This window comes from Dysgonomonas massiliensis (assembly GCF_900240225.1).
In the GTDB taxonomy this organism is placed as follows: domain Bacteria; phylum Bacteroidota; class Bacteroidia; order Bacteroidales; family Dysgonomonadaceae; genus Dysgonomonas; species Dysgonomonas massiliensis.
Window position 1 is genome coordinate 1 of the sequence record NZ_OEPV01000017.1, and the last position, 19,262, is coordinate 19,262.

At 36.7% G+C, this 19,262-nt stretch carries 22 protein-coding genes and 1 tRNA gene; 9 read left to right on the forward strand and 14 right to left on the reverse strand.

The genetic code is table 11. The features are described from left to right. Window positions 1-147: 147 nt before the first annotated feature. The 9 genes from C1A06_RS14555 to glsA form a co-directional block, all read right to left on the reverse strand. Window positions 148-221: transfer RNA gene (locus tag C1A06_RS14555), tRNA-Ala, on the reverse strand. A 178-nt stretch (window positions 222-399) separates the two neighbouring features. Further along, window positions 400-1,251: a sulfite exporter TauE/SafE family protein gene (locus C1A06_RS14560; RefSeq protein ID WP_185116853.1), complete on the reverse strand. Its 852-nt coding sequence runs from the start codon at window positions 1,249-1,251 to the stop codon at window positions 400-402. 146 nt (window positions 1,252-1,397) lie between these two features. Beyond that, entirely contained in the window at window positions 1,398-1,571 is a 174-nt protein-coding gene (locus C1A06_RS14565; RefSeq protein WP_101690876.1) for a BF3379 family histone-like protein, read from the reverse strand. A 152-nt stretch (window positions 1,572-1,723) separates the two neighbouring features. Beyond that, window positions 1,724-2,071 carry a hypothetical protein gene (locus C1A06_RS14570; RefSeq protein WP_145996422.1) on the reverse strand — a complete coding sequence of 116 codons (348 nt, stop codon included), beginning with the start codon at window positions 2,069-2,071 and terminating at the stop codon, window positions 1,724-1,726. Window positions 2,072-2,177: 106 nt separating this feature from the next. Continuing rightward, window positions 2,178-4,634, reverse strand: coding sequence for a T9SS type A sorting domain-containing protein (locus C1A06_RS14575; protein ID WP_159461430.1), 2,457 nt, complete (start codon window positions 4,632-4,634; stop codon window positions 2,178-2,180). Between the two features lie 342 nt (window positions 4,635-4,976). Then, complete coding sequence (locus C1A06_RS14580; RefSeq protein WP_101690879.1) at window positions 4,977-6,509, reverse strand: DUF4301 family protein; 1,533 nt, start codon at window positions 6,507-6,509, stop codon at window positions 4,977-4,979. Between the two features lie 55 nt (window positions 6,510-6,564). Beyond that, on the reverse strand, window positions 6,565-7,101 hold the full coding sequence (locus C1A06_RS14585) for an RNA methyltransferase (protein WP_101690880.1): 537 nt from the start codon (window positions 7,099-7,101) through the stop codon (window positions 6,565-6,567). A 2-nt stretch (window positions 7,102-7,103) separates the two neighbouring features. After that, window positions 7,104-7,460 carry a dihydroneopterin aldolase gene (gene folB / locus C1A06_RS14590; RefSeq protein WP_101690881.1) on the reverse strand — a complete coding sequence of 119 codons (357 nt, stop codon included), beginning with the start codon at window positions 7,458-7,460 and terminating at the stop codon, window positions 7,104-7,106. A 179-nt stretch (window positions 7,461-7,639) separates the two neighbouring features. Beyond that, window positions 7,640-8,638: a glutaminase A gene (gene glsA / locus C1A06_RS14595; RefSeq protein WP_101690882.1), complete on the reverse strand. Its 999-nt coding sequence runs from the start codon at window positions 8,636-8,638 to the stop codon at window positions 7,640-7,642. 287 nt (window positions 8,639-8,925) lie between these two features. Here glsA and miaB point away from each other — a divergent pair, with 287 nt between their 5' ends. Continuing rightward, window positions 8,926-10,299: a tRNA (N6-isopentenyl adenosine(37)-C2)-methylthiotransferase MiaB gene (gene miaB, locus C1A06_RS14600; RefSeq protein ID WP_101690883.1), complete on the forward strand. Its 1,374-nt coding sequence runs from the start codon at window positions 8,926-8,928 to the stop codon at window positions 10,297-10,299. 68 nt (window positions 10,300-10,367) lie between these two features. Here the strand turns inward: miaB and C1A06_RS14605 are convergent, their stop codons facing one another. Continuing rightward, window positions 10,368-10,619, reverse strand: coding sequence for a hypothetical protein (locus C1A06_RS14605; RefSeq protein WP_101690884.1), 252 nt, complete (start codon window positions 10,617-10,619; stop codon window positions 10,368-10,370). A gap of 211 nt (window positions 10,620-10,830) precedes the next feature. Between C1A06_RS14605 and C1A06_RS14610 the strand changes: the two genes are divergently transcribed. From C1A06_RS14610 to C1A06_RS15390, 6 genes are all read left to right on the forward strand, one after another. After that, window positions 10,831-11,064, forward strand: a complete 234-nt coding sequence (locus C1A06_RS14610; RefSeq protein WP_101690885.1) for a YtxH domain-containing protein — start codon at window positions 10,831-10,833, stop codon at window positions 11,062-11,064. Further along, the gene (locus tag C1A06_RS14615; RefSeq protein WP_101690886.1) at window positions 11,054-11,443 is read left to right on the forward strand and encodes a hypothetical protein; all 390 of its coding nucleotides are present in this window, start codon (window positions 11,054-11,056) and stop codon (window positions 11,441-11,443) included. The genes C1A06_RS14610 and C1A06_RS14615 overlap by 11 nt, the downstream gene beginning before the upstream one ends. Further along, entirely contained in the window at window positions 11,430-11,810 is a 381-nt protein-coding gene (locus C1A06_RS14620) for a hypothetical protein (protein WP_101690887.1), read from the forward strand. The genes C1A06_RS14615 and C1A06_RS14620 overlap by 14 nt, the downstream gene beginning before the upstream one ends. Before the next feature lie 181 nt (window positions 11,811-11,991). Next, the gene (locus C1A06_RS14625) at window positions 11,992-12,492 is read left to right on the forward strand and encodes a flavodoxin (protein ID WP_101690888.1); all 501 of its coding nucleotides are present in this window, start codon (window positions 11,992-11,994) and stop codon (window positions 12,490-12,492) included. Window positions 12,493-12,508: 16 nt separating this feature from the next. Then, a complete protein-coding gene (locus tag C1A06_RS14630) occupies window positions 12,509-12,874 on the forward strand; it encodes a DUF2023 family protein (RefSeq protein ID WP_101690889.1) in 366 nt (121 codons plus the stop codon). Between the two features lie 213 nt (window positions 12,875-13,087). After that, window positions 13,088-14,173 carry a redoxin domain-containing protein gene (locus tag C1A06_RS15390; protein WP_101690890.1) on the forward strand — a complete coding sequence of 362 codons (1,086 nt, stop codon included), beginning with the start codon at window positions 13,088-13,090 and terminating at the stop codon, window positions 14,171-14,173. Between the two features lie 74 nt (window positions 14,174-14,247). Here C1A06_RS15390 and C1A06_RS14640 read toward each other — a convergent pair whose 3' ends face one another. Further along, window positions 14,248-14,520 (reverse strand): hypothetical protein, encoded by a 273-nt coding sequence (locus tag C1A06_RS14640; protein WP_101690891.1) that lies wholly within the window; start codon window positions 14,518-14,520, stop codon window positions 14,248-14,250. A 63-nt stretch (window positions 14,521-14,583) separates the two neighbouring features. Between C1A06_RS14640 and C1A06_RS14645 the strand changes: the two genes are divergently transcribed. Together C1A06_RS14645 and rnhB are read left to right on the forward strand one after the other, a co-directional pair. Beyond that, entirely contained in the window at window positions 14,584-15,861 is a 1,278-nt protein-coding gene (locus tag C1A06_RS14645) for a metallophosphoesterase family protein (protein ID WP_101690892.1), read from the forward strand. After that, a complete protein-coding gene (gene rnhB / locus C1A06_RS14650; protein WP_101690893.1) occupies window positions 15,836-16,441 on the forward strand; it encodes a ribonuclease HII in 606 nt (201 codons plus the stop codon). Before C1A06_RS14645 ends, rnhB begins: the two co-directional genes overlap by 26 nt. 1 nt (window position 16,442) lies before the next feature. Here the strand turns inward: rnhB and C1A06_RS14655 are convergent, their stop codons facing one another. The 3 genes from C1A06_RS14655 to C1A06_RS14665 all read right to left on the reverse strand — a co-directional run bounded on the left by C1A06_RS14655 (window position 16,443) and on the right by C1A06_RS14665 (window position 19,258). Continuing rightward, window positions 16,443-17,153 carry a DUF169 domain-containing protein gene (locus tag C1A06_RS14655; protein WP_101690894.1) on the reverse strand — a complete coding sequence of 237 codons (711 nt, stop codon included), beginning with the start codon at window positions 17,151-17,153 and terminating at the stop codon, window positions 16,443-16,445. Between the two features lie 55 nt (window positions 17,154-17,208). Next, entirely contained in the window at window positions 17,209-18,420 is a 1,212-nt protein-coding gene (locus C1A06_RS14660; RefSeq protein WP_101690895.1) for a DUF6051 family protein, read from the reverse strand. Window positions 18,421-18,622: 202 nt separating this feature from the next. Further along, window positions 18,623-19,258, reverse strand: coding sequence for a nitroreductase family protein (locus C1A06_RS14665; RefSeq protein WP_101690896.1), 636 nt, complete (start codon window positions 19,256-19,258; stop codon window positions 18,623-18,625). Between the last annotated feature and the right edge of the window lie 4 nt (window positions 19,259-19,262).

Below are 19,262 nucleotides of genomic sequence, written 5' to 3' on the forward strand. Positions count from 1 at the left end.
TGAGAGCCAAGGCATCCACCATGTGCCCTTATCTACTTTTTTTATTCTTTTCGTCACTTAACCCGAAAGTCAAGCAACTCGATTGCTCTACTTATACTTTATGTTATCATCATGTCAATGAACGCTTGATTACCTAAGTAATCACCGTGGAGAATAACGGATTCGAACCGTTGACCCCCTGCGTGCAAGGCAGGTGCTCTAGCCAGCTGAGCTAATCCCCCGATTTATTTCAATTTCGAGATTTACAAGTTTCGATCACTATCGTTGTTCTCTCGTATCGGGTTGCAAAGATATGGATTCTTTCTGCTTCGAACAAAATTTTCAGACGACTTTTTTCAATGTTTTTTTTATTTTTTCCATGCAATACTGGAAATCAATAATTTAAAAAACAAAATAAAATTACAGATTACCCATCACTCCGTTATACATCATCGATAATGCTAAGAAAAATATAACAACACTAAATAAAATTCTTAATTTTCGAACATTTGCTTTAGGCAAAATCTTAGATCCGATGAATGCTCCAAACAAAACTCCAACAACAATAGGAAACGCTAAACCTGCATCAATATATCCTCTCTGGAGGTAAACGACCGCACTTGCCGCTGCTGTAACGCCAACCATAAAGTTACTTGTAGTTGTCGACACCTTAAAAGGTATCTTCATAGCAGTATCCATAGCTAAGACTTTCAATGCACCTGAGCCAATACCAAGCAGTCCCGAAAGAACACCCGCCACAGTCATCAAGGAATAACCTCCAACAACATTATGAACATTATACCTTTCGATTTGTCCATTAGGCTTTGGATAAGAACCATTCAGTTTGAACTTCACTCCTAGTTTATCACCCTCTGCAGCATAATCTATATTATCTTCTTTTTTAGCAACCGATCGTATTGCCGAAAATATCAGCACACAACCAAAGACTAAAGCTATATACATTTTATCGAGATACATGGCTATAACAGCCCCCAACACAGCCCCGGTTGTAGTCGCTATTTCAAGAAACATTCCGATGCGTACGTTCGTAATTCCTTCTTTAATATATGCTGCAGCTGCACCCGACGAGCTCGCTATCGATGTCACCAATGCTGCTCCAATAGCATAACGCATATCAACACCAAAACCTAATGTCAGCAAAGGTATTACTACTACTCCGCCACCTAACCCCGTCAACGAGCCTAAGAAACCTGCTACTATTGCTCCCAAAAAGAGTATAACAGCAAATAATTCAATTCCTACATCGATCATACATCTATTTGTTTTTCAAAACAAAGATAAGATTTTGATATTTAAAAGAAAACGCTTTATACGTTTATTAAACGTCCAAATCAATTAATAATAAAAAAGGCTCTATTACTAGAGCCTTTTTTATTATTTGCATACCGAAGTTTGTATTATTTTGAAGCTTCGATAGAAACTTTGCGGAATTCTTTAAGCGCTTTTTCGATAGCTAAAGAAGCTTTACGAGCTCTTGTACCAGCAGCTTTATTTCCATTTTCAAGTTGCAAATTAGAATCTTTTGCGAATTCTGCAAATAATCCATTAAGGTTGTCCAATAATTCTTTCATTATATTTTCTATTTAAATTATTCATGCCAAAGATATAAAATAGTTTTATCAAACAAATAGCTAGCAGTATAAAATTCTAACATTTTTTTCGCGAAAACCGCATAAAAAGAGAGAGCTACGTAAGTAGCTCTCTCTTTTACATCATATTAATATTATAAATTCTTGCGCCGTGAAGTAGTTACTCGTCGGAAGAGCATATACGTAATCAACATAATCAACACTATAGCTGGCGTAACATCTCCTATCGGCGCACCAACGAAACCTGGTCCTGTTTCATCTGTACCGGGAGGATTTATAGCCCCACCATCAATAATATCTTCACCTACTGCATATGTAGAACTCATAGACATCATCGAAATTGATGCATAACGCGACATTGAGCTTGTACTATTGAGATATCCCTTCTCCTGCTCATAATATTTAGTAGAAGGAAGCGTTGTTGAAAATGCTCCATCTGCTTTTAATGTAGAACCCATTGGTAAGATTAGTCCTACAAACATAAATATTAATGTCGTTATAAAAAACTTTGTTTTCATCTATAGTTTTATTCTTTACTAGAACTTGGTTTAAAGAATGTACCGATCTTACCTAAGCTCTAAATTTGCGTTAGTTTTGTAAACTTAAAAATTTGCTTGTGTGATTTCTTTCTCCTATTATTCTTACAATATAAGTACCTTGTGCTAGGCTTAATGGGCGCTCAATAATCCCTAGGGATGCTGCATCTGCAGAGATCATAAACCGAGTGATTAAACGTCCTTGTAAATCATATACATCTACCTTGCTATTCGTGTCAATTTTCAATAGATTTTCTATAGCAAGTTTCGAATCTGAATTTTTATAATACACAATTAGCTTTCCGTCTTCTGTTGGACCAATCGGATCAATTGGCTTAGAAGGATCCGTTATCTCCAGATCATAAGTTTCACTAAAGTGTAAAATAAATCTGTAATCAAGTTCACTTCCTGGCACTAACGTCGCTACTGGCAGTGTATAATCCAGTCCGTCTCTAGTTAGTTCTCTAATTGAGCCATCTAGTCTATCTTCAACCCAAACACTTTTGATGTCTTCTTGAATAGACTCCATTCTATAGCCTTTTAAGGTTATATCCTTAGCTCCGCCTGCTGTAGGAGGAACAACATATAATGCCATTTGCTTGATGGTTTTCGGTACGAAATTAACATGCCTAGGAGCTCTTGTTCCGGTTGTATCGATACGTAAAGCTTTCGTATAAATTGTACCGACAGGCATCGTAAAAGTCGAATCAACAACACGGGCAATACTTTTTGCCACCGGCTGCCCTGCATCCTCATCAATAGCCATATCTCTGAACACCAAACAGTGTCTATCTTCGTACATATCATCACCAGTCAAAGCCTGAATAAGAAGTTCTTTCGATTTAGTATCTACAGACGACGCTGATCTTTTAGTTACTGATATCGGACGTTTTGACAAATAATTCAAGTTATCCGGTCTTCTTATTTTTATTTTAACTTCATTCTCGAGAGCTTTATCTGATCTATATAATGTAAAGACACCCATTGGCGGGATCAATTCTTCTGGAACTTCCAGATAACTAGTTGATCCTTGATACATAGATGTTCTATAATCAACTCCCATTCTCAAACGAGATCCCCAGAAGGATCCAGTCAAATCAACTTCATAAATATACCCTTGATTTACAATATCATACCTTGCCAAAACAGCTCTTTCAACACGTTGACCACCAACTTCAGGCCTTGCCAATTTACGTGTTACATATAAATCTTCATTACTATCAGAATAATACGCAAATTTTGAACGATGATATTTGTAGTCTACAATATTATTTTCATTAATTCCTGTTATCGTTGTTATATTAGATGGTTCTAACTCTTCAGCAAATTCTCCATTTCTATTGATAAATGTTTCCATAGGAAGTGGAACCATATATGGATTACCCACAAAGGTAAATCCTTTATTCAATGTTACTTCAACGTCTTGTGTATTGAAATACTCGGCATATACATTAACTCCGAATTTAGAAAAACCTGCCCCCATATTGCCAGCAGCTTTAGCCGAATAGGCATCTATTATTTTACGAGAAAACTCGTACCCACCTTTAAATCTATCATCCGAATTAGTACCTGCAACCCAGTGATTGACATCACTATATCCTCGTTCCGAAACTTCTTGTGCTAATAAATACCCTTCTCCAGCTGTCATATTTTTATCAGCATCAAAAATTGGGCCTCCACCACCAAGTGCAGAGCCGTTAGGTTTCAACACGACTTGCCATAGAGCATAGTCTAATGGTAACTGCTCAAAAGGTGAAGAAAATGGAATCAATAATTTAGCATTATTGGGAACCGTCTCAGCTGCAATAGTATGCATATAACTATTGGTATTCGGATTATTCTTATCCCAAACATTAAAGTTTACACGACACCAACCATCCGATCCTTTAAAATTACCATTATTTATATTTTTCACCAGTGCATATGCCGAACGGATTGTATTCGGAGTTGCTCCGGTTAGTTTATCTCCTACATATGAAGCCTCAACAGCAAATCCTCCTTTATAAGCAGTATTTGCATCTACATTTCCTATTTCAAGATTGGCCACCGAAATCACAGCAGAGGTATCAACCGACACATAACCCGATTTAATAATATCAACATTATCTCCGATTGTTTGATTTACCCGTAGATTTGGAAAGTTTATATAGTTATAGCCAAATGCCTTATTATACACATCAGACTCTCTATAAATCTTTTGCACTTTATCTGTTCCTGCAAACCAAATAGTTCCAAGAGGCTGATCATTTTTAGCTCCAGTAAACGAACCTGCTGCAAACAGCGTGTCAGGCTGATTATCTATTCTTGTTGTAAAAGCATCTACAAAGTCTCCAGACAATTTAGTAACACCAACTTGAACAATTTGACTAGATCCGGTCTCAGCAGAAGAGTTATTTGCAAATTTCGCAGAACCTTCTATATACATCGTAGCTCCTGTGTCAGAGGTAGTATTACCGACATACATCTTAGCTTTCGAATAAAATTTCACATCTGCTTCTTGTGCACACACAAAAACCGGAGTAAAAAATAATCCTAATAAAATTAATCTATTTTTTAATATAGAGATAGCTTTATTAAAGTTTGAAAAGTTCGATCTCATAATGATTCAATAAGTAAAAAGCTTCAATGTGTTCTATTAAAGTGTTACATTCAGAAACAGTTGTGTCAAGCCTTGTTTTAATAATTGACTTAGTTCTGCTAATAGTAGTTTTATTTTGCAAATATATATAATTTTTCTTTCGAAAATACAAAATACACTTAAATGTTCGTGAACTTTTATCAAATTATTTCATATTGTCATAAAGAATAACCTACAACAAGGTATCGAACACTTTTAGCTTTGTGAAAGTACTTATTCCAAATGCGAAGTTCTCAATAAATCATTTACTGTCTTAACTGGATTAAATGTTTCGATAGGAACTTCTACGAAAATAGTGTTCCAATCTGACATTGCTCCGTTCCACAATCCCGGAAGTTCCAATGCTTTCAGTTCTCTTCCACTTTTTGATTTAATAGAAATAAACCCTGTATTTACATCTACAAACTTTCTCAAGTCAAAAGCGTCACCTCTATAATCTTTTATTCCGCACACAAGATCTACCGGATTGAAATGCGTCCCGTTATGAAACATTTCTTTTTTTGCCTGATCATTCATATCAATTTGCGAACTCTCAAGTATCTGGGGTGATACAGTTCCATCCGAATTTACAGCAAGAAACGGGCCGCCACCTGGTTCTCCAACATTTTTAACCATACCACATACACGACATGGTCTGTTTAACTTGCTCTTAAGATATAATACGAGTTCAGAATCTTCCAAAAATTTAGTATCAGGGTTCTTAATGTTAAGCTCATTTTGCAAGAAGTATAAAATATCTATCAACTGATCATGCGTATATTTACCACTATCTAATAGCTCGAGATATTCAAACACTTGCTTCTGTGTTTCAACTAAAACGCCTGCTAATATTTGTTTGTAGTTAACTTCTGTTGTTTTATATTTATCAAGGACTACATTGTCTATATTTTTCACAAATACGACATCAGCATCAAGATCATTTAGATTCTCTATCAACGCTCCATGTCCACCTGGACGGAATAGCATTTTACCATCTTCTTTAAACGGCTCATTGTTCGAATCTGCAGCAACAGTATCGGTACTCAATTTTTGCTCACTGAAACTAACACTGTATTTAACGCCCAATTCAGCCCCCATTAACGGAGCCTTATCACTTACTAGACTTTCAAACATAGAACGATGCTCTGGCGAAACTGTAAAGTGAATATTTACCTCACTTTTATTATTCTTTGCATACAAATACCCTTCTTTAAGGTGCTCTTGTACCGGCGTACGGGTATCTCCACCATATTTATGAAATTTAAGAAGGCCTTTTGGCAAATTGCCATAATTCAGTCCTTTCTCTATCAATAAATTTTCTACAATCTTTTTATATTCTCCCTTATTGATTAGATCGGCAATACTAGCACCTTCATTTTTTAGACAAGCAGTATCCAGATCTGCATAAAAGGCAAATTTATTTAGATTTTCGAAGAAATATTTTTCAAAATCTGATGTAGGAATGTTATAGGAAGCTTCTACAAACGAGAACAAGTCTTTAAACATACGGCTCGCCGCACCTGAAGCCGGAACAAACTTCACAACTTTTCTATCTTGATTCAGATAATTCGCCCAAGCTCCGACGAATTTTTCTTCTTCGGATTGCGAAACTACCTTAATACCTTTTTCGATAGAAGCCGGAGCTACTATATCCAAAAATGGGAAACCATCGGTAAAACTTTGCAGTTGTTTTGCCAACATTTCTTCAGTAATTCCTTTTTGAACTAGAATTTTTCTATCCTCTTCAGTTACAGTATACTTGTTCATATATATAGTGTTTATGTTTCCTATTATCAGTTATATACAAAAGTAGCCAAAATAGTTACTCTCTACAAATCATTCCTTTAAAAAAATCCCAAATTACCAGCCCTGTAGCTACAGAGACATTCAGAGAGTGTTTTGTCCCAAATTGAGGAATCTCGATACAGCAATCACACATATCTACCACACTCTGACTAACACCTTTAACTTCATTTCCGGCTACTACCGCATATTGTTTATTCTGATCAATTTCGAACTGATCTAACATTATACTACCAGTAGCTTGCTCTATCGCACATAAAGTGTAATTATCCTGTTTCAATTCGGCCAAAGCATCCTCTGTTTTCTCGAAATATTTCCAGGTAACAGATTCTTCTGCCCCCAAAGCCGTCTTATGAATATCGGGATGTGGCGGAGTAGCTGTTATACCGCACAGATAAATAGCCTGAACACTAAAAGCATCAGATGTTCTGAAAACTGATCCGATATTATTCAAACTACGAATGTTATCAAGAACAACGACCAAAGGGATTTTGTCCGACGCCTTAAATTCCTCAACCGAAATTCTATTTAGTTCTGTTATTTTTTTTACACGCATTGTTACTCAATTATTATTACACTGGCTGCATCAAGCTGCGCTCCCATAGGCGGATTCAACTTTGATAATTTAATTTCTACTTCTTCTATTTCAGCAAAAGTATTTTTCAATCTCGACACTATTCGCCCAGCTGCATGCTCCAGCAATTTCGATGGTTGCTCCATCTCAGTTCTTACTATATCGTAAACATCTGCATAGCTGATTGTATCATCCACATCATCAGACTCTGCAGCTCTCGACAAATCGACTTTCAGTTTTACATTTACCACGAAATGGTTTCCAACTTTCGTTTCTTGTTCCAATACGCCATGATGAGCAAAAAGCTGAATATTTTCGAGTAAAATATAACTACATTTCATCACAATATTACTTATTATATATATGTACTATAGTCAATCCAAAGCACACTTGTTATTATCTCACAAAGCTAAAAAAATAATCTCCTTATCTAAAATGAATCTCAACAAATAGATTCAAATCCAAAAAGTCCCAGACATATATTCTATGTCCGAGACTCCGATATATTATTGTACTAAGATCAAAATATACTAAGATCGAATTCTTTATTCAACTCCTCGAGCATAAATACTCCGGGAGCAGAATTCCCATGATTATCCAAAGAAGGATTGAAAGTTCCTATACCTAATTTACCCGGAGAAACAGCCATAATACCTCCACCTACACCCGATTTGGAAGGCATCCCTACTTTACGCGAATATTCTCCACTATAATCATACATTCCGGCAGTAAGAATAATTGAATTAATAAGCTTACTCATCTTTGGATTGAAATATGTTTTATCTCCATCAAAGCGCATACAGCCATGTGCAAAAAAATATGCAATCTTCGCTAAATCCTCAGCATCAACTTCGATAGAACATTGACGGAAATAATTATCCAAGCCTGATTCGTCATCTGCGTGTATCAATCCTGAATTTTTCAAGATATAAAACATTCCTCGATTACGATGCCCTGTTTCTTTTTCCGAAAGAAAGACCGAATGGCTATAATCTATCGAATCGTTTTTCGTAATATAGCGAATCATCGCTACTATTTTCTGATAAGGTATATCTCCTTCGCCCTCTATCATTGTAGTAGTCAAAATTGCACCTGCATTCATCATCGGATTCAATGGTCTATTATCCAATTCCAGCCTTGCAAACGAATTAAAAGGAGTATCAGTGCCATAACTACCTACTCTTTCAAAAATATACTCTTCGCCACGCTCGCTAACAGCGACCATCAGAGCAATTACTTTCGAGATACTCTGCATCGTAAACTTCGTTTTGGTATCGCCTTTGGCATACAACTTACCCGACGAGTCCATCACAGCCAAGCCTATTTGATTAGCATCTGCTTTTCCTAGTTCGGGTATATAATCAGCTACACGACCATTAGGAATATAAGCTTTGCTTTCTTCCCACACGCGAGTCAGAACCTGATCGATACGCGAGTCGAAATTAGCTATTTTCTTATTCTGTGACACACTTGCAATGGAGAGTAGCAGCAAAAAGGCTGTAAAACAAAATGATTTCATAGAGACAGTAGTTTAGATTTAATAATCGAATAAAAATTCATGGTTCAACAATTAGGTAATCCTATAAGAATTACTCAAATGTATCATAAAATTATGAAATTACTATATTTCGCAAATGTTTTTCAGAGGCCAGTTACCGCTCCCGCCTAAACATTAAGACAGCCCACAGCGCAAATCCATCAAATAATAATATCTTTCATGAGACTCATCCACGACAAAGGATATAAATTGAGAGAAAAAACGTATCTTTGTGCACTTTTTCAAATCTTATAAATAATAACAAAAGAATGAATAACAGCGAGAAAGGACTGGACTTTAAATCCACGACTGAAGAAAACAAAAAACTGTTTATCGAAACTTACGGCTGTCAGATGAACGTTGCCGACAGCGAAGTTGTAGCCTCTGTAATGGGCATGAGCGGCTATACCGTAACCGACAAAATGGAAGATGCCGATGCCGTTTTTGTAAACACCTGCTCGATCCGAGATAACGCAGAGCAACGTGTTATCCAACGCCTTGAATACATCAGTGCAATACGCCGCAAACGCAATCCGAATATGATTATCGGAGTATTGGGATGTATGGCCGAACGCGCTAAGGAAGAGTTACTTGAGAAACATCATGCCGATGTAGTAGTTGGCCCTGATGCATATCTGGACTTACCCAACTTGGTTGGTGCTGCCGAAAAAGGCGAAAAAGCTATTAATGTACAATTATCTAAAACAGAGACATACAAAGACGTTATACCTGTACGTATTGGAGGAAACCACATTTCAGGTTTTATCTCGATCATGCGCGGATGTAACAAAGTTTGCTCATACTGCATCGTTCCTTACACACGCGGACGTGAGCGTAGCCGTGAGCCAGAGAGTATCCTTAATGAGCTTAAAGACCTATCAGATAAAAACTTCAAGGAAGTAACACTTCTTGGACAGAATGTTAACTCATATAACTATAAATACGAAGATGACCGTGTTATTGACTTTCCTGCCCTTCTAGAAATGGTAGCTCTTGCTGCGCCAAATCTTAGAATACGTTTCACTACTTCATATCCGACTGATATGACTGACGAAACACTGGAAGTAATTGCTAAACACGATAATCTTTGCAAATTCATTCACTTACCAGTACAATCGGGTAGCACACGCATACTCGAGGTAATGAAACGTAAATATGACCGAGCATGGTATCTTGATCGTATTGCAGCTATTCGTCGCATTATCCCTGGATGCGGATTATCAACCGATATCATGTGCGGATATCACTCAGAAACACAAGAAGATCACGAAGAAACATTATCATTAATGCGCGAAGTTTGCTTCGACTCTGCATTTATGTTCAAATATTCAGAACGTCCGGGCACATACGCTTCTCGCCATCTACCGGATGACATTTCTGAAGAAGTAAAAATTGAACGCCTGAACGAAATCATAGCTCTACAAAACGAATGCTCGCTTCGAAGTAACGAACAAGACGTGGGCAAAGAATTTGAAGTTTTGGTTGAAGGATTTTCTAAACGTTCGAAAGAACAACTTTTCGGACGAACCTCTCAAAACAAAGTTGTCATTTTCGACAAAGGGAATCATCGTGTAGGCGAACTTGTCAAAGTTCGAGTTACAGGATGCACTTCAGCAACTTTATTCGGAGAAGAAGTTTTATAACTCAGTCAACAATTATATTTATCAAATAGGAGCAATAGTAGTTGCTCCTATTTTTTATATCTGCAATATTACAATGTTCTTCGTTTATATTTTTCACGTCTTCGTCCTTGCAATATCCAGTAGTATATGACTAGTCCAAAACCAGGTAATAAAAGCATCAGCAACAGATAACGTTTTCTTTCAACTGCTGAAAACAAATCACTTTTATACAAATTATCAATTGCGGGGACAAGCAGAAACACAATAAACAATACAACTAACAATACATCAAGTAAAATCAACCATAAATCGGTTTCAAATAAAACACTTATCAAATCCATAGCATATCTCTTAGGTTCACATTCAGAAAGCAATATACAAAAAAGCTATACACATCCATAAAATATTCACACCCGAAATATCAATAACATTATAAAAAAACGAATAAGATCACTCCTATTTTAATGAAAAAACACTATATTAGTCTTTTGAATAACGGATGGCTATCTGTTTTCATGCAATTCTAATAGTAACAATTTAATACTTACAGTTATGAATAAATCAAGTTCGAATATACTGTTTCTAATAGCAGGAGCTGCTGTTGGGGCAACAATCGGTTATATCGCAGCACAAGATAACCGCAAAGAATTATTCCAAGGCGTAGTTGACTTTGCATACAAAGCTTACAAAGAAGTATCGAACAAAGTGACAGATGCTAAAGAAGAAATTAGTGACGAAATTGAAGATCTTCAAGAAGATATTGCAGAAGCATTAGATGGAAAATAACAACCAAGACAATCTAGAACAAAAAGACATTGTCGGACTATTCGAGGAGCTGAAAGATACAGCATTCAGCTACATCGATAAGCGAATAAAATTTTACAAGTTAGAAGCTTTCGAAAAACTTGGTATCGTTTTTTCGCTCATTGGGTTTCTTGTTATAGCTCTTATAATAGTAGTAGGTCTTTTATTTTTCGGACTATTCGGACTAGCCTTCTTCCTTGGTGAGCTAATGGGTAGCTTGGCCGGAGGTTTTGGTGTACTTTTCTTATTCCTTCTGCTGTGCCTCATCTTGGTTTTAATATTCCAGCGACCAATCCGAAGCTTTATTCTGAATAAGGTGATTATTGTTATGCGAAAAATTGACCGAAATGAAGAAATCTGAAAAAATATCACCACTTGAGGAATTGCGCGCCGAAAAAGAGCAACTTCGGTCTGAATTTACTTCAACCCAAGAACAAATGCTGTCGCGCGTAGATTATGTAGCAAACAATTTTGGGTCTATACTACTCAATGCATTTATTGGAAGCTTTGGACAACATCTCAAGAAAGATGATAAAACAGGCAATGCAGATAGTGGTTCTCAATCGGGCGACGGAAGTACTACAATTAATTCGTCGACAGTAATGCAAACCGTTTGGGCCGGATTACAAGTAACTTACCCTTATCTGATAGAGATAGCCAAACCAATTGCTTTGGCATTCGTCACCAATAAGATAAAAGGTATATTTACAAAGAAGAAAAAGAAATAAACATTTTATTTTCAGCAATAAAAGCAGTGCATATAATATGCGCTGCTTTATTTTTATCATTTATAATTAGAAATACCCTATAATATCGCAAGTCTTAGGTATTGACAGCCTTTTCTGATTCCCGTTACTTTGTATTGTACAAATTTTATAATTCAATAAACAAACAATAGGTAAAATCATTATGGCAAATATTGCAATTTTTTACGGATCAACATCAGGAAGTACTCAAGATGTAGCAGAAGACATAGCAAAAGCATTTGATATAGATAAATCACACCTTTTCGATGTATCGAAAGCTAAAACTGACTTTTCAGCATACGATCTTATAATATTTGGCAGCTCTACTTATGGAATGGGAGATCTGCAAGACGATTGGGAATCGTATATTGACGATCTGAAAGGAGCAGACCTGAATGGAAAAAAAGTCGCTATTTTCGGACTTGGCGATTCTTCTTCGTACAGCGATACCTTTTGCGATGCTATGGGCAAAATTTATGAAGTAGTAAAAGACAAAGGAGCCAATGTTATAGGATTCACATCTACGGATGGATATTCGTTCGACGAGTCGGAGGCTGTAGTTGACGGTCAATTTGTAGGCTTAGCTATAGATAATGACAACGAACCGGATGAAACTCCGGCAAGAATTGCCAGCTGGGTTGAAATTCTAAAAAGCAATATCTAAAAAAGATTCTAAAATCATGCAAGTTTTTCGCCACTTAGTATATGAGCTTAAAAAGGGTGTGCGCGACTTCATGTTATGCACACTTCCTTCGGAATGTGAAGGCGTAGTAAAATCAAAGCTTGAGAAAGACAATATTAGCTATTTTATCCAACCACTGAAAAATGGCAACATAAATGTCTTTTTCGGAAAAGAAGAATGTCTCAGCGTTGCTTGCAAAATATGCAAAGATAAACCTTTAAATATGCTATCACCCGAAGAAGACTTTATATTAGGAACACTTCTCGGGTACAGTTTATGTGAACAATGCACCAGATATAACAAGTATTGCATGCAATATGAATCAAAGAGCAAAAATACACAACTAGTTCCTATAAGCAATTAAAGTTATTTAGCCATAACTTATGTTTAAATAAGAGAGTAAGCCCTTCATTGCTTACTCTTTTATTATTACAACACAATCTATCTCGGACGTTTTATAAATTATTTAGCTCGATATTTAAGGTTATTCGGCAAAGGATAATTACTTTTGTCTCTTGGCCTGATATGTACCATTTGTTTTTTCGGGCAATTACATACAATAAATAACTATCAAACAATGAAAAAATTACTTTACCTTGTTGGAATATGCTTACTGGCTGTAGCTTGTAAACCTACTCCAAAACAAATGGTTCTGAAAGGAACGAACATCACTACCACCAACGACGTATATGTATTTGATGCTTCGGAAAATGCTGCAATAGATACGATAAAAGTTGAACAAGGCAATTTCACTCTTACTCTAGACGTTACAGAACCAAAAATATTGGTACTAACAGATAGAATGACAATGATGCATTACATGATTGCCGAAGCAGGAAATTTAACGCTAACAAGCGATACCGGTTTCGTACTAGGAAGCCCACTTAACGATCGTCTTGTTGAATTCCAAAAAGCATATCGCAATGCAGGAGAAGCACTCGAAAGCAAAAAAGAAGCTTTGATGAATGAAATCAGAAGTGCAAATACTCAGCCTACAGAGGAACAAATCAATCAAATGCGAGCTATTGACAAAGAACAGGCTGATTTGATTGCTGCTGAATCTAAAAAATTCTTCGAAGCTGATAAAAACAATGCTGTTGGTATTTTCGAACTTATGATGTTAAGCTCTATACTTCCTGAAGAAGAATTCATAGCATTATACAATCAAGCAGGTGATGTTGTGAAAAACTTTTCTCCTTTCAAGAAAATGATGGAAGCCAAAGCAAATAAAGCAAAAACAGAAGTTGGTCAAAAATTCCTTGATTTTAGCGGAGTAAATCCAAAAGACACAACTCAAGTGCTTAAATTATCTGACTACGCAGGCAAAGATAAATATGTTCTTCTTGATTTCTGGGCTTCATGGTGTGGTCCGTGCCGTGCTGCTATGCCAGAGCTGAAAGCTATGAATGACAAGTACGCAAGCAAAGGTCTTGAAGTATTAGGTATTGTTGTTAGCGACAAACTTGAAGAACACCTACAAGCAGCTGAAGCATTAAATGTTACTTGGACTCAAATTTTCGATAATAAAAATGAGCTAGGTACACTTTACGGGATCGAAAGTATTCCTACTTTAATACTACTAGATAAAGATGGAACAATCTTAGCACGTACGTACAAAAAAGTAGAAATTGCAGAGAAAGTTGAAAGCTTATTAGGTAAATAAACCCAATATATACCACAAGAAAAAGTCCTATAAGTTTTTGAACTTATAGGACTTTCTTTATTCTCACAAATATATTACTCCTCTATTGTCCAGCGAGTACTCCCAGCTTCACGAACCGCAGCTTGTCCCATTTGCATATCCGGCAAACGCTTCAAAGCGGGTTCCATTTCCAATATTTCTTCAAGAGAGACAATATAAGCATCATCTTCTTCGTCAAACTCTTCGTCTCCAAATAGTTGCCACTCTCCATCTTCGTCATAAACAACATAGGTTACTGGCGAACCATTTACCAAAACATGCTTCGTAGTAAGCACGGGTGTATTTTTATTTTCTTCTTTAAGTTTCATAACTTTTGATTTAATGCGACAAAGATAATTCTTTTTAACTTTGTATTGCTTATTCCTAGCCTTATGAAAGTTTTATTAATTAAAATACTTTTATTCATATCCATAGTAGTAGGTGCATCAGAGCCCTATCGCATTGCTGTAATCACGGATATACACTATCTTTCACCACAATTGATGGATGGAGGATATGCTGTAGAAAATTATATGCAGACTACCGGTAGAATGATAAAATATACTCCCGAAGTTCTTGACTCAGTTTTATCTCACATAACTAATGATAAAACCGATATAAAGAGTTTGCTAATATGCGGGGACCTGACAAAAGACGGCGAACGTCAAAGTCATCTCGACTTTGCAAAGAAACTGGAGGCATTAAAAAATAAAGGCATACAAACTTTCGTAATTCCCGGGAATCACGATATCAATATACCAAGCCCGATGAAATATATTGGGAACAAAAGCTTCAAGACCGAATCGGTATCTCCTGCCGAATTTGAAGAAATATATAAGGATTATGGATACAATAATTGCTTTAGCCGCGATACAACGTCTCTCAGTTATGCCACTGTATTGCACAAAGACACTAATAATAGCGAAACTTGGTTAATCGCTATAGACGCAGCTCGATATGAAGATTATAAAACATCAAGCATTTCAGCCGGAAGGATAAAACGCTCTACCGAGCAATGGATAATGGATATCCTCGAACAAGCCAAGAATAAAAAAGCTCAGGTATATGGCATGATGCACTGGGGACTGACTGAACATTTTCCGATGCAAGGCGAACTAATGCCTAACTACATTGTAAATGATTGGAAACGGTTAGCTGATAAATTTGCAGATATGGGGATGTCGATGATATTCACAGGGCATAGCCATGCCAACGATATTACTAAACATACTTCACAAAAGGGAAATACGATCTATGATATCGAGACCGGAACATTATCTTCTTATCCGTTTACATACCGAATCATTGACGATTTCTCTACTAAAACAGATATCTACACATATCGCATCGAAGCTACTGAAGAAAACCCGAACTTAGCAAAACAAAGCAAAGCAATACTGAGCGAAATTGCCGATAAAATGGTGGAATCACGTATAAATAAATTTGCTCCGAATATAGATATCGAACGTAGACAATATTTATCGGGTTTACTAGCTCAACTTTTTATCATGCATGTTCATGGCGATGAAAATGGCTTCAGCGAATACAACAATATAATCAAAGAGCTTGGTGACGAGTACGAAATCAATGATTTCAACTTGGACTTCGAACCAATGGATAACGATATAACAATAAACAAACCAGATGCTAGAATTATCTCTATACCCTGATCAGATTGAGGCAGGATGCGACGAAGCAGGTCGCGGCTGTTTGGCAGGACCCGTTTTTGCTGCTGCAGTAATTTTGCCTGATGATTTCGAATGCGAAGCATTGAATGATTCGAAGCAACTAAGCGAAAAACAGCGTTATGCTCTTCGTCCACTTATCGAAGAAAAGGCCGTAGCTTGGGCAGTCGGAATTGTCGACAATAACGAAATAGATAAGATTAACATTCTGAATGCGTCATTTCTGGCAATGCAACGTGCCATAGACAAATTATCTGTACAGCCGGAACATCTTCTAATAGATGGGAATCGTTTTCGAACAGATCGTAAAACGCCATATACTTGTGTTGTGAAAGGTGATGGAAAATTATTGCCTATAGCGGCAGCATCAATCTTAGCCAAGACTTATCGCGATGATTATATGAATCAGATTGCAGCGGAATATCCTCAATACGACTGGACAAGCAACAAAGGTTATCCCACAAAAAAACACCGTGCAGCAATAGAGCAACACGGCGCAACACCATATCATCGAATGAGTTTTACGCTATTAAGCAAACAACTCACACTCGATTTTGATGAATAATTTACCCGTTTATACGATCTTTCACTTTTCCCCAAGCATGTGTATCGAATAAACAGCTTCGTCGCATTGTATGATACATTTCTTCGAATCGCGACATCGGAATTGTATAAGTCAGAACATTTTCACCTATCCAAGGACGTACCGACGGATCTAACCCTCCAATGAAAGTTCTACGACCTTTTCTCCTATTTTCTCTTACAGCTTGCGCCACAACAGCACTACATCCCGATCCGAAAATAGAACTTACTGCATCATCGCTATTGTTATCAAAATAAGCCCAAGTAGCAAGTCCTGACAACACATCAGGCGTAGCAAAGAATAAGATTCCTTCTACATTATCAAAACTGTCTAACTTATTCAGATAGTCAAAATTTAAATATGGTAATTTTGCCCTCTCCAGTTCCAGTCCATCTATAAATTCCAACACCTGCTCAGGTGTTTCTTTGTATTTTTCCTTCTGGGAAACAAAAGTTGGAATTCTCTCGGGCATATCTACAAATCCCGAATAAAATTTTCCACCTCCGCAGCCGATTGTATCTACATCCAGCGACAAAACCTTGCCATCATGCAGTCTTTTGAAACCTTTGAAATAACATCCATTTGTTTTTTCCAGTTCGCCTGCCGGACTGTCTGAATACCAAAAAGCAATTGGCAGTTCGATCTTATCACCGAATGCCTCTTTGAAATTATTAATAAAAACCTGGATCTCCATAATTATGTAAATTGACGATAGTTATCTCATCAAGATACAAAATAAATCTGATTTTTCATTTCAAAAATTCAACAATCATATTAAATGTTTTTCTGAATTGTTGGTCTACTTCATCTGCTATTTTGGTTAGCGAAGGAAAAGGATCCTCGTGAATATACGGATAAGGAAAATCAAGAACATCAATGTCTATCGGAATATCGCGACACACACCTTGCATTGTATTCATCACTTCATAAAAAGGTATAATCTTATCATGCCTCAATAAGATTCCATAGAATTGATCGCTCATCTTACTGAAAAGAGCTTCACGCTCTTCTGTCCGGGTATTAGAATTGAGCATCGAAGCAAAATTACGACCCACTGTTGTCTCGTCCAAATATTTTCGCAATAATTCGTCTCTCTTCATATGACTCTCCAAATGCTCAACCAAAAAAGAATAAAGAGCCACATTTGCCTCACTATCAAGTATAAATTTGGATACTGGAGACAACCTATTAAAGACTGCTCCTCCGCAGAAAGTGGCGTATTTCGATTCTGAGAAATAATTATTTTCATTCGTTATCATCAGAATCTCACCCAGGAATGTTCCGATGGAGTAAGACATAAAATCAATAGACGCTGAAGCCTCGATAAGTGGGTGATTTCCAGATTTAATCTTTTTCACAAGATTCATTACATCATAATAAGTCTGGAAACCCGACCAGATATAACGTTGTGGTTTTACATTCAAACGCGAACTTATAGCCACATTCGAAAGAGAAGAACACAACACCTCTGGATAGCGTTCTTTCCTTTTTTGGCTCACACTGTACATTTTTCGCACATCGCTCCACATTGCAGGGGCGCGGTTCATATGAAATGCTATTGGGAACATCACAACTGCTTTCCCCGTATGCTTAGCCAGATAATATGCCCATGGGTAGTATTTATCCCAATACTTCTCGTTAAACCCATGGAACATTAAAATAATTTTATTTGTTTTCTCCTCACCCTTTGGCAATACTATATGATAGCGAAAATTTATATTCTCTTCAATCTCAGCATCTGTCTTATGTATCAATTCTTGAATAATATCCGCTTCTATCTCGCCGCTTTCAGCCAGAGGATATTCATAAGAATCGTCATTATTCAAAGCACTTCCGGGCAGTAGTTTATATTCTGATCTGAAATCGAAGTTTCGCAACTCGATATTATCATCTATTTCGATTACATCTTCATTAAAATTTATCTTGCTCTTCAGATATTTATGCAAATCGATATACTTCATGCTAGCTATATTAAATTATAAATCCACAATATTTACCTTTTTTCAGGAATGACCTACTAATTTACAAATATTAGATATCGAAGAGGTAATTCTTCCAATAAAAAATGCCGTTGCTATCTATAAAATATTATAAAAAGAGTAGAAATAGAAAAGCCCCTACCCTTAATTGGCAGAGGCTTTATATTATTGCTTTGACACAAGTTTATTTGATAATTTCTATAAAATCCGTTGCGTCTTTTCTCACTTTTGGCAATTTAGCATTCCAATCGTTAGCTGCATCCGAATAACCTAACGGTAGGATAACAGTAGAAGAAAGACCTTGCTCTCTGAGTTTTAATATTTCATTCAAAGCTTTAGGATCGAAACCTCCTATCGGAACCGAATCCACTTGTTCGTCAGCTGCTGCAACACAAGCAACACCCAGAGCAATATGCGCTTGTTGCGCGAGCCATTCTTCCATACGTTCGTATTCTCGATCTAAGAAGAAGCGTATACGCTCGCGATAGTTTTTACACCATTCGTCGGTAGCTAATTCTTTTCTACGTTTTCTAATCAGCTCGAAATATTCATCCAAATCTTTTTCCGTAACCTGAGTGTATGACGCAAAAATCAACAGATGCGAACATTCTTTTACAGGCATTTGCTGACAAGCTTTGTCATATATTTCATTCTTAAGCTCATCATTTTCTACAACAATCACTTTATAAGCCTGAAGTCCCAACGAAGTTGGAGTCAAACTTATTGCTTCGAGAATGCGATCCACTTTTTCTTGCGGAACTTTTTCTCCGTTCATTCTTTTGCAAGCATGACGCCAGCGTAATGATTCTAATAAATTCATTTTA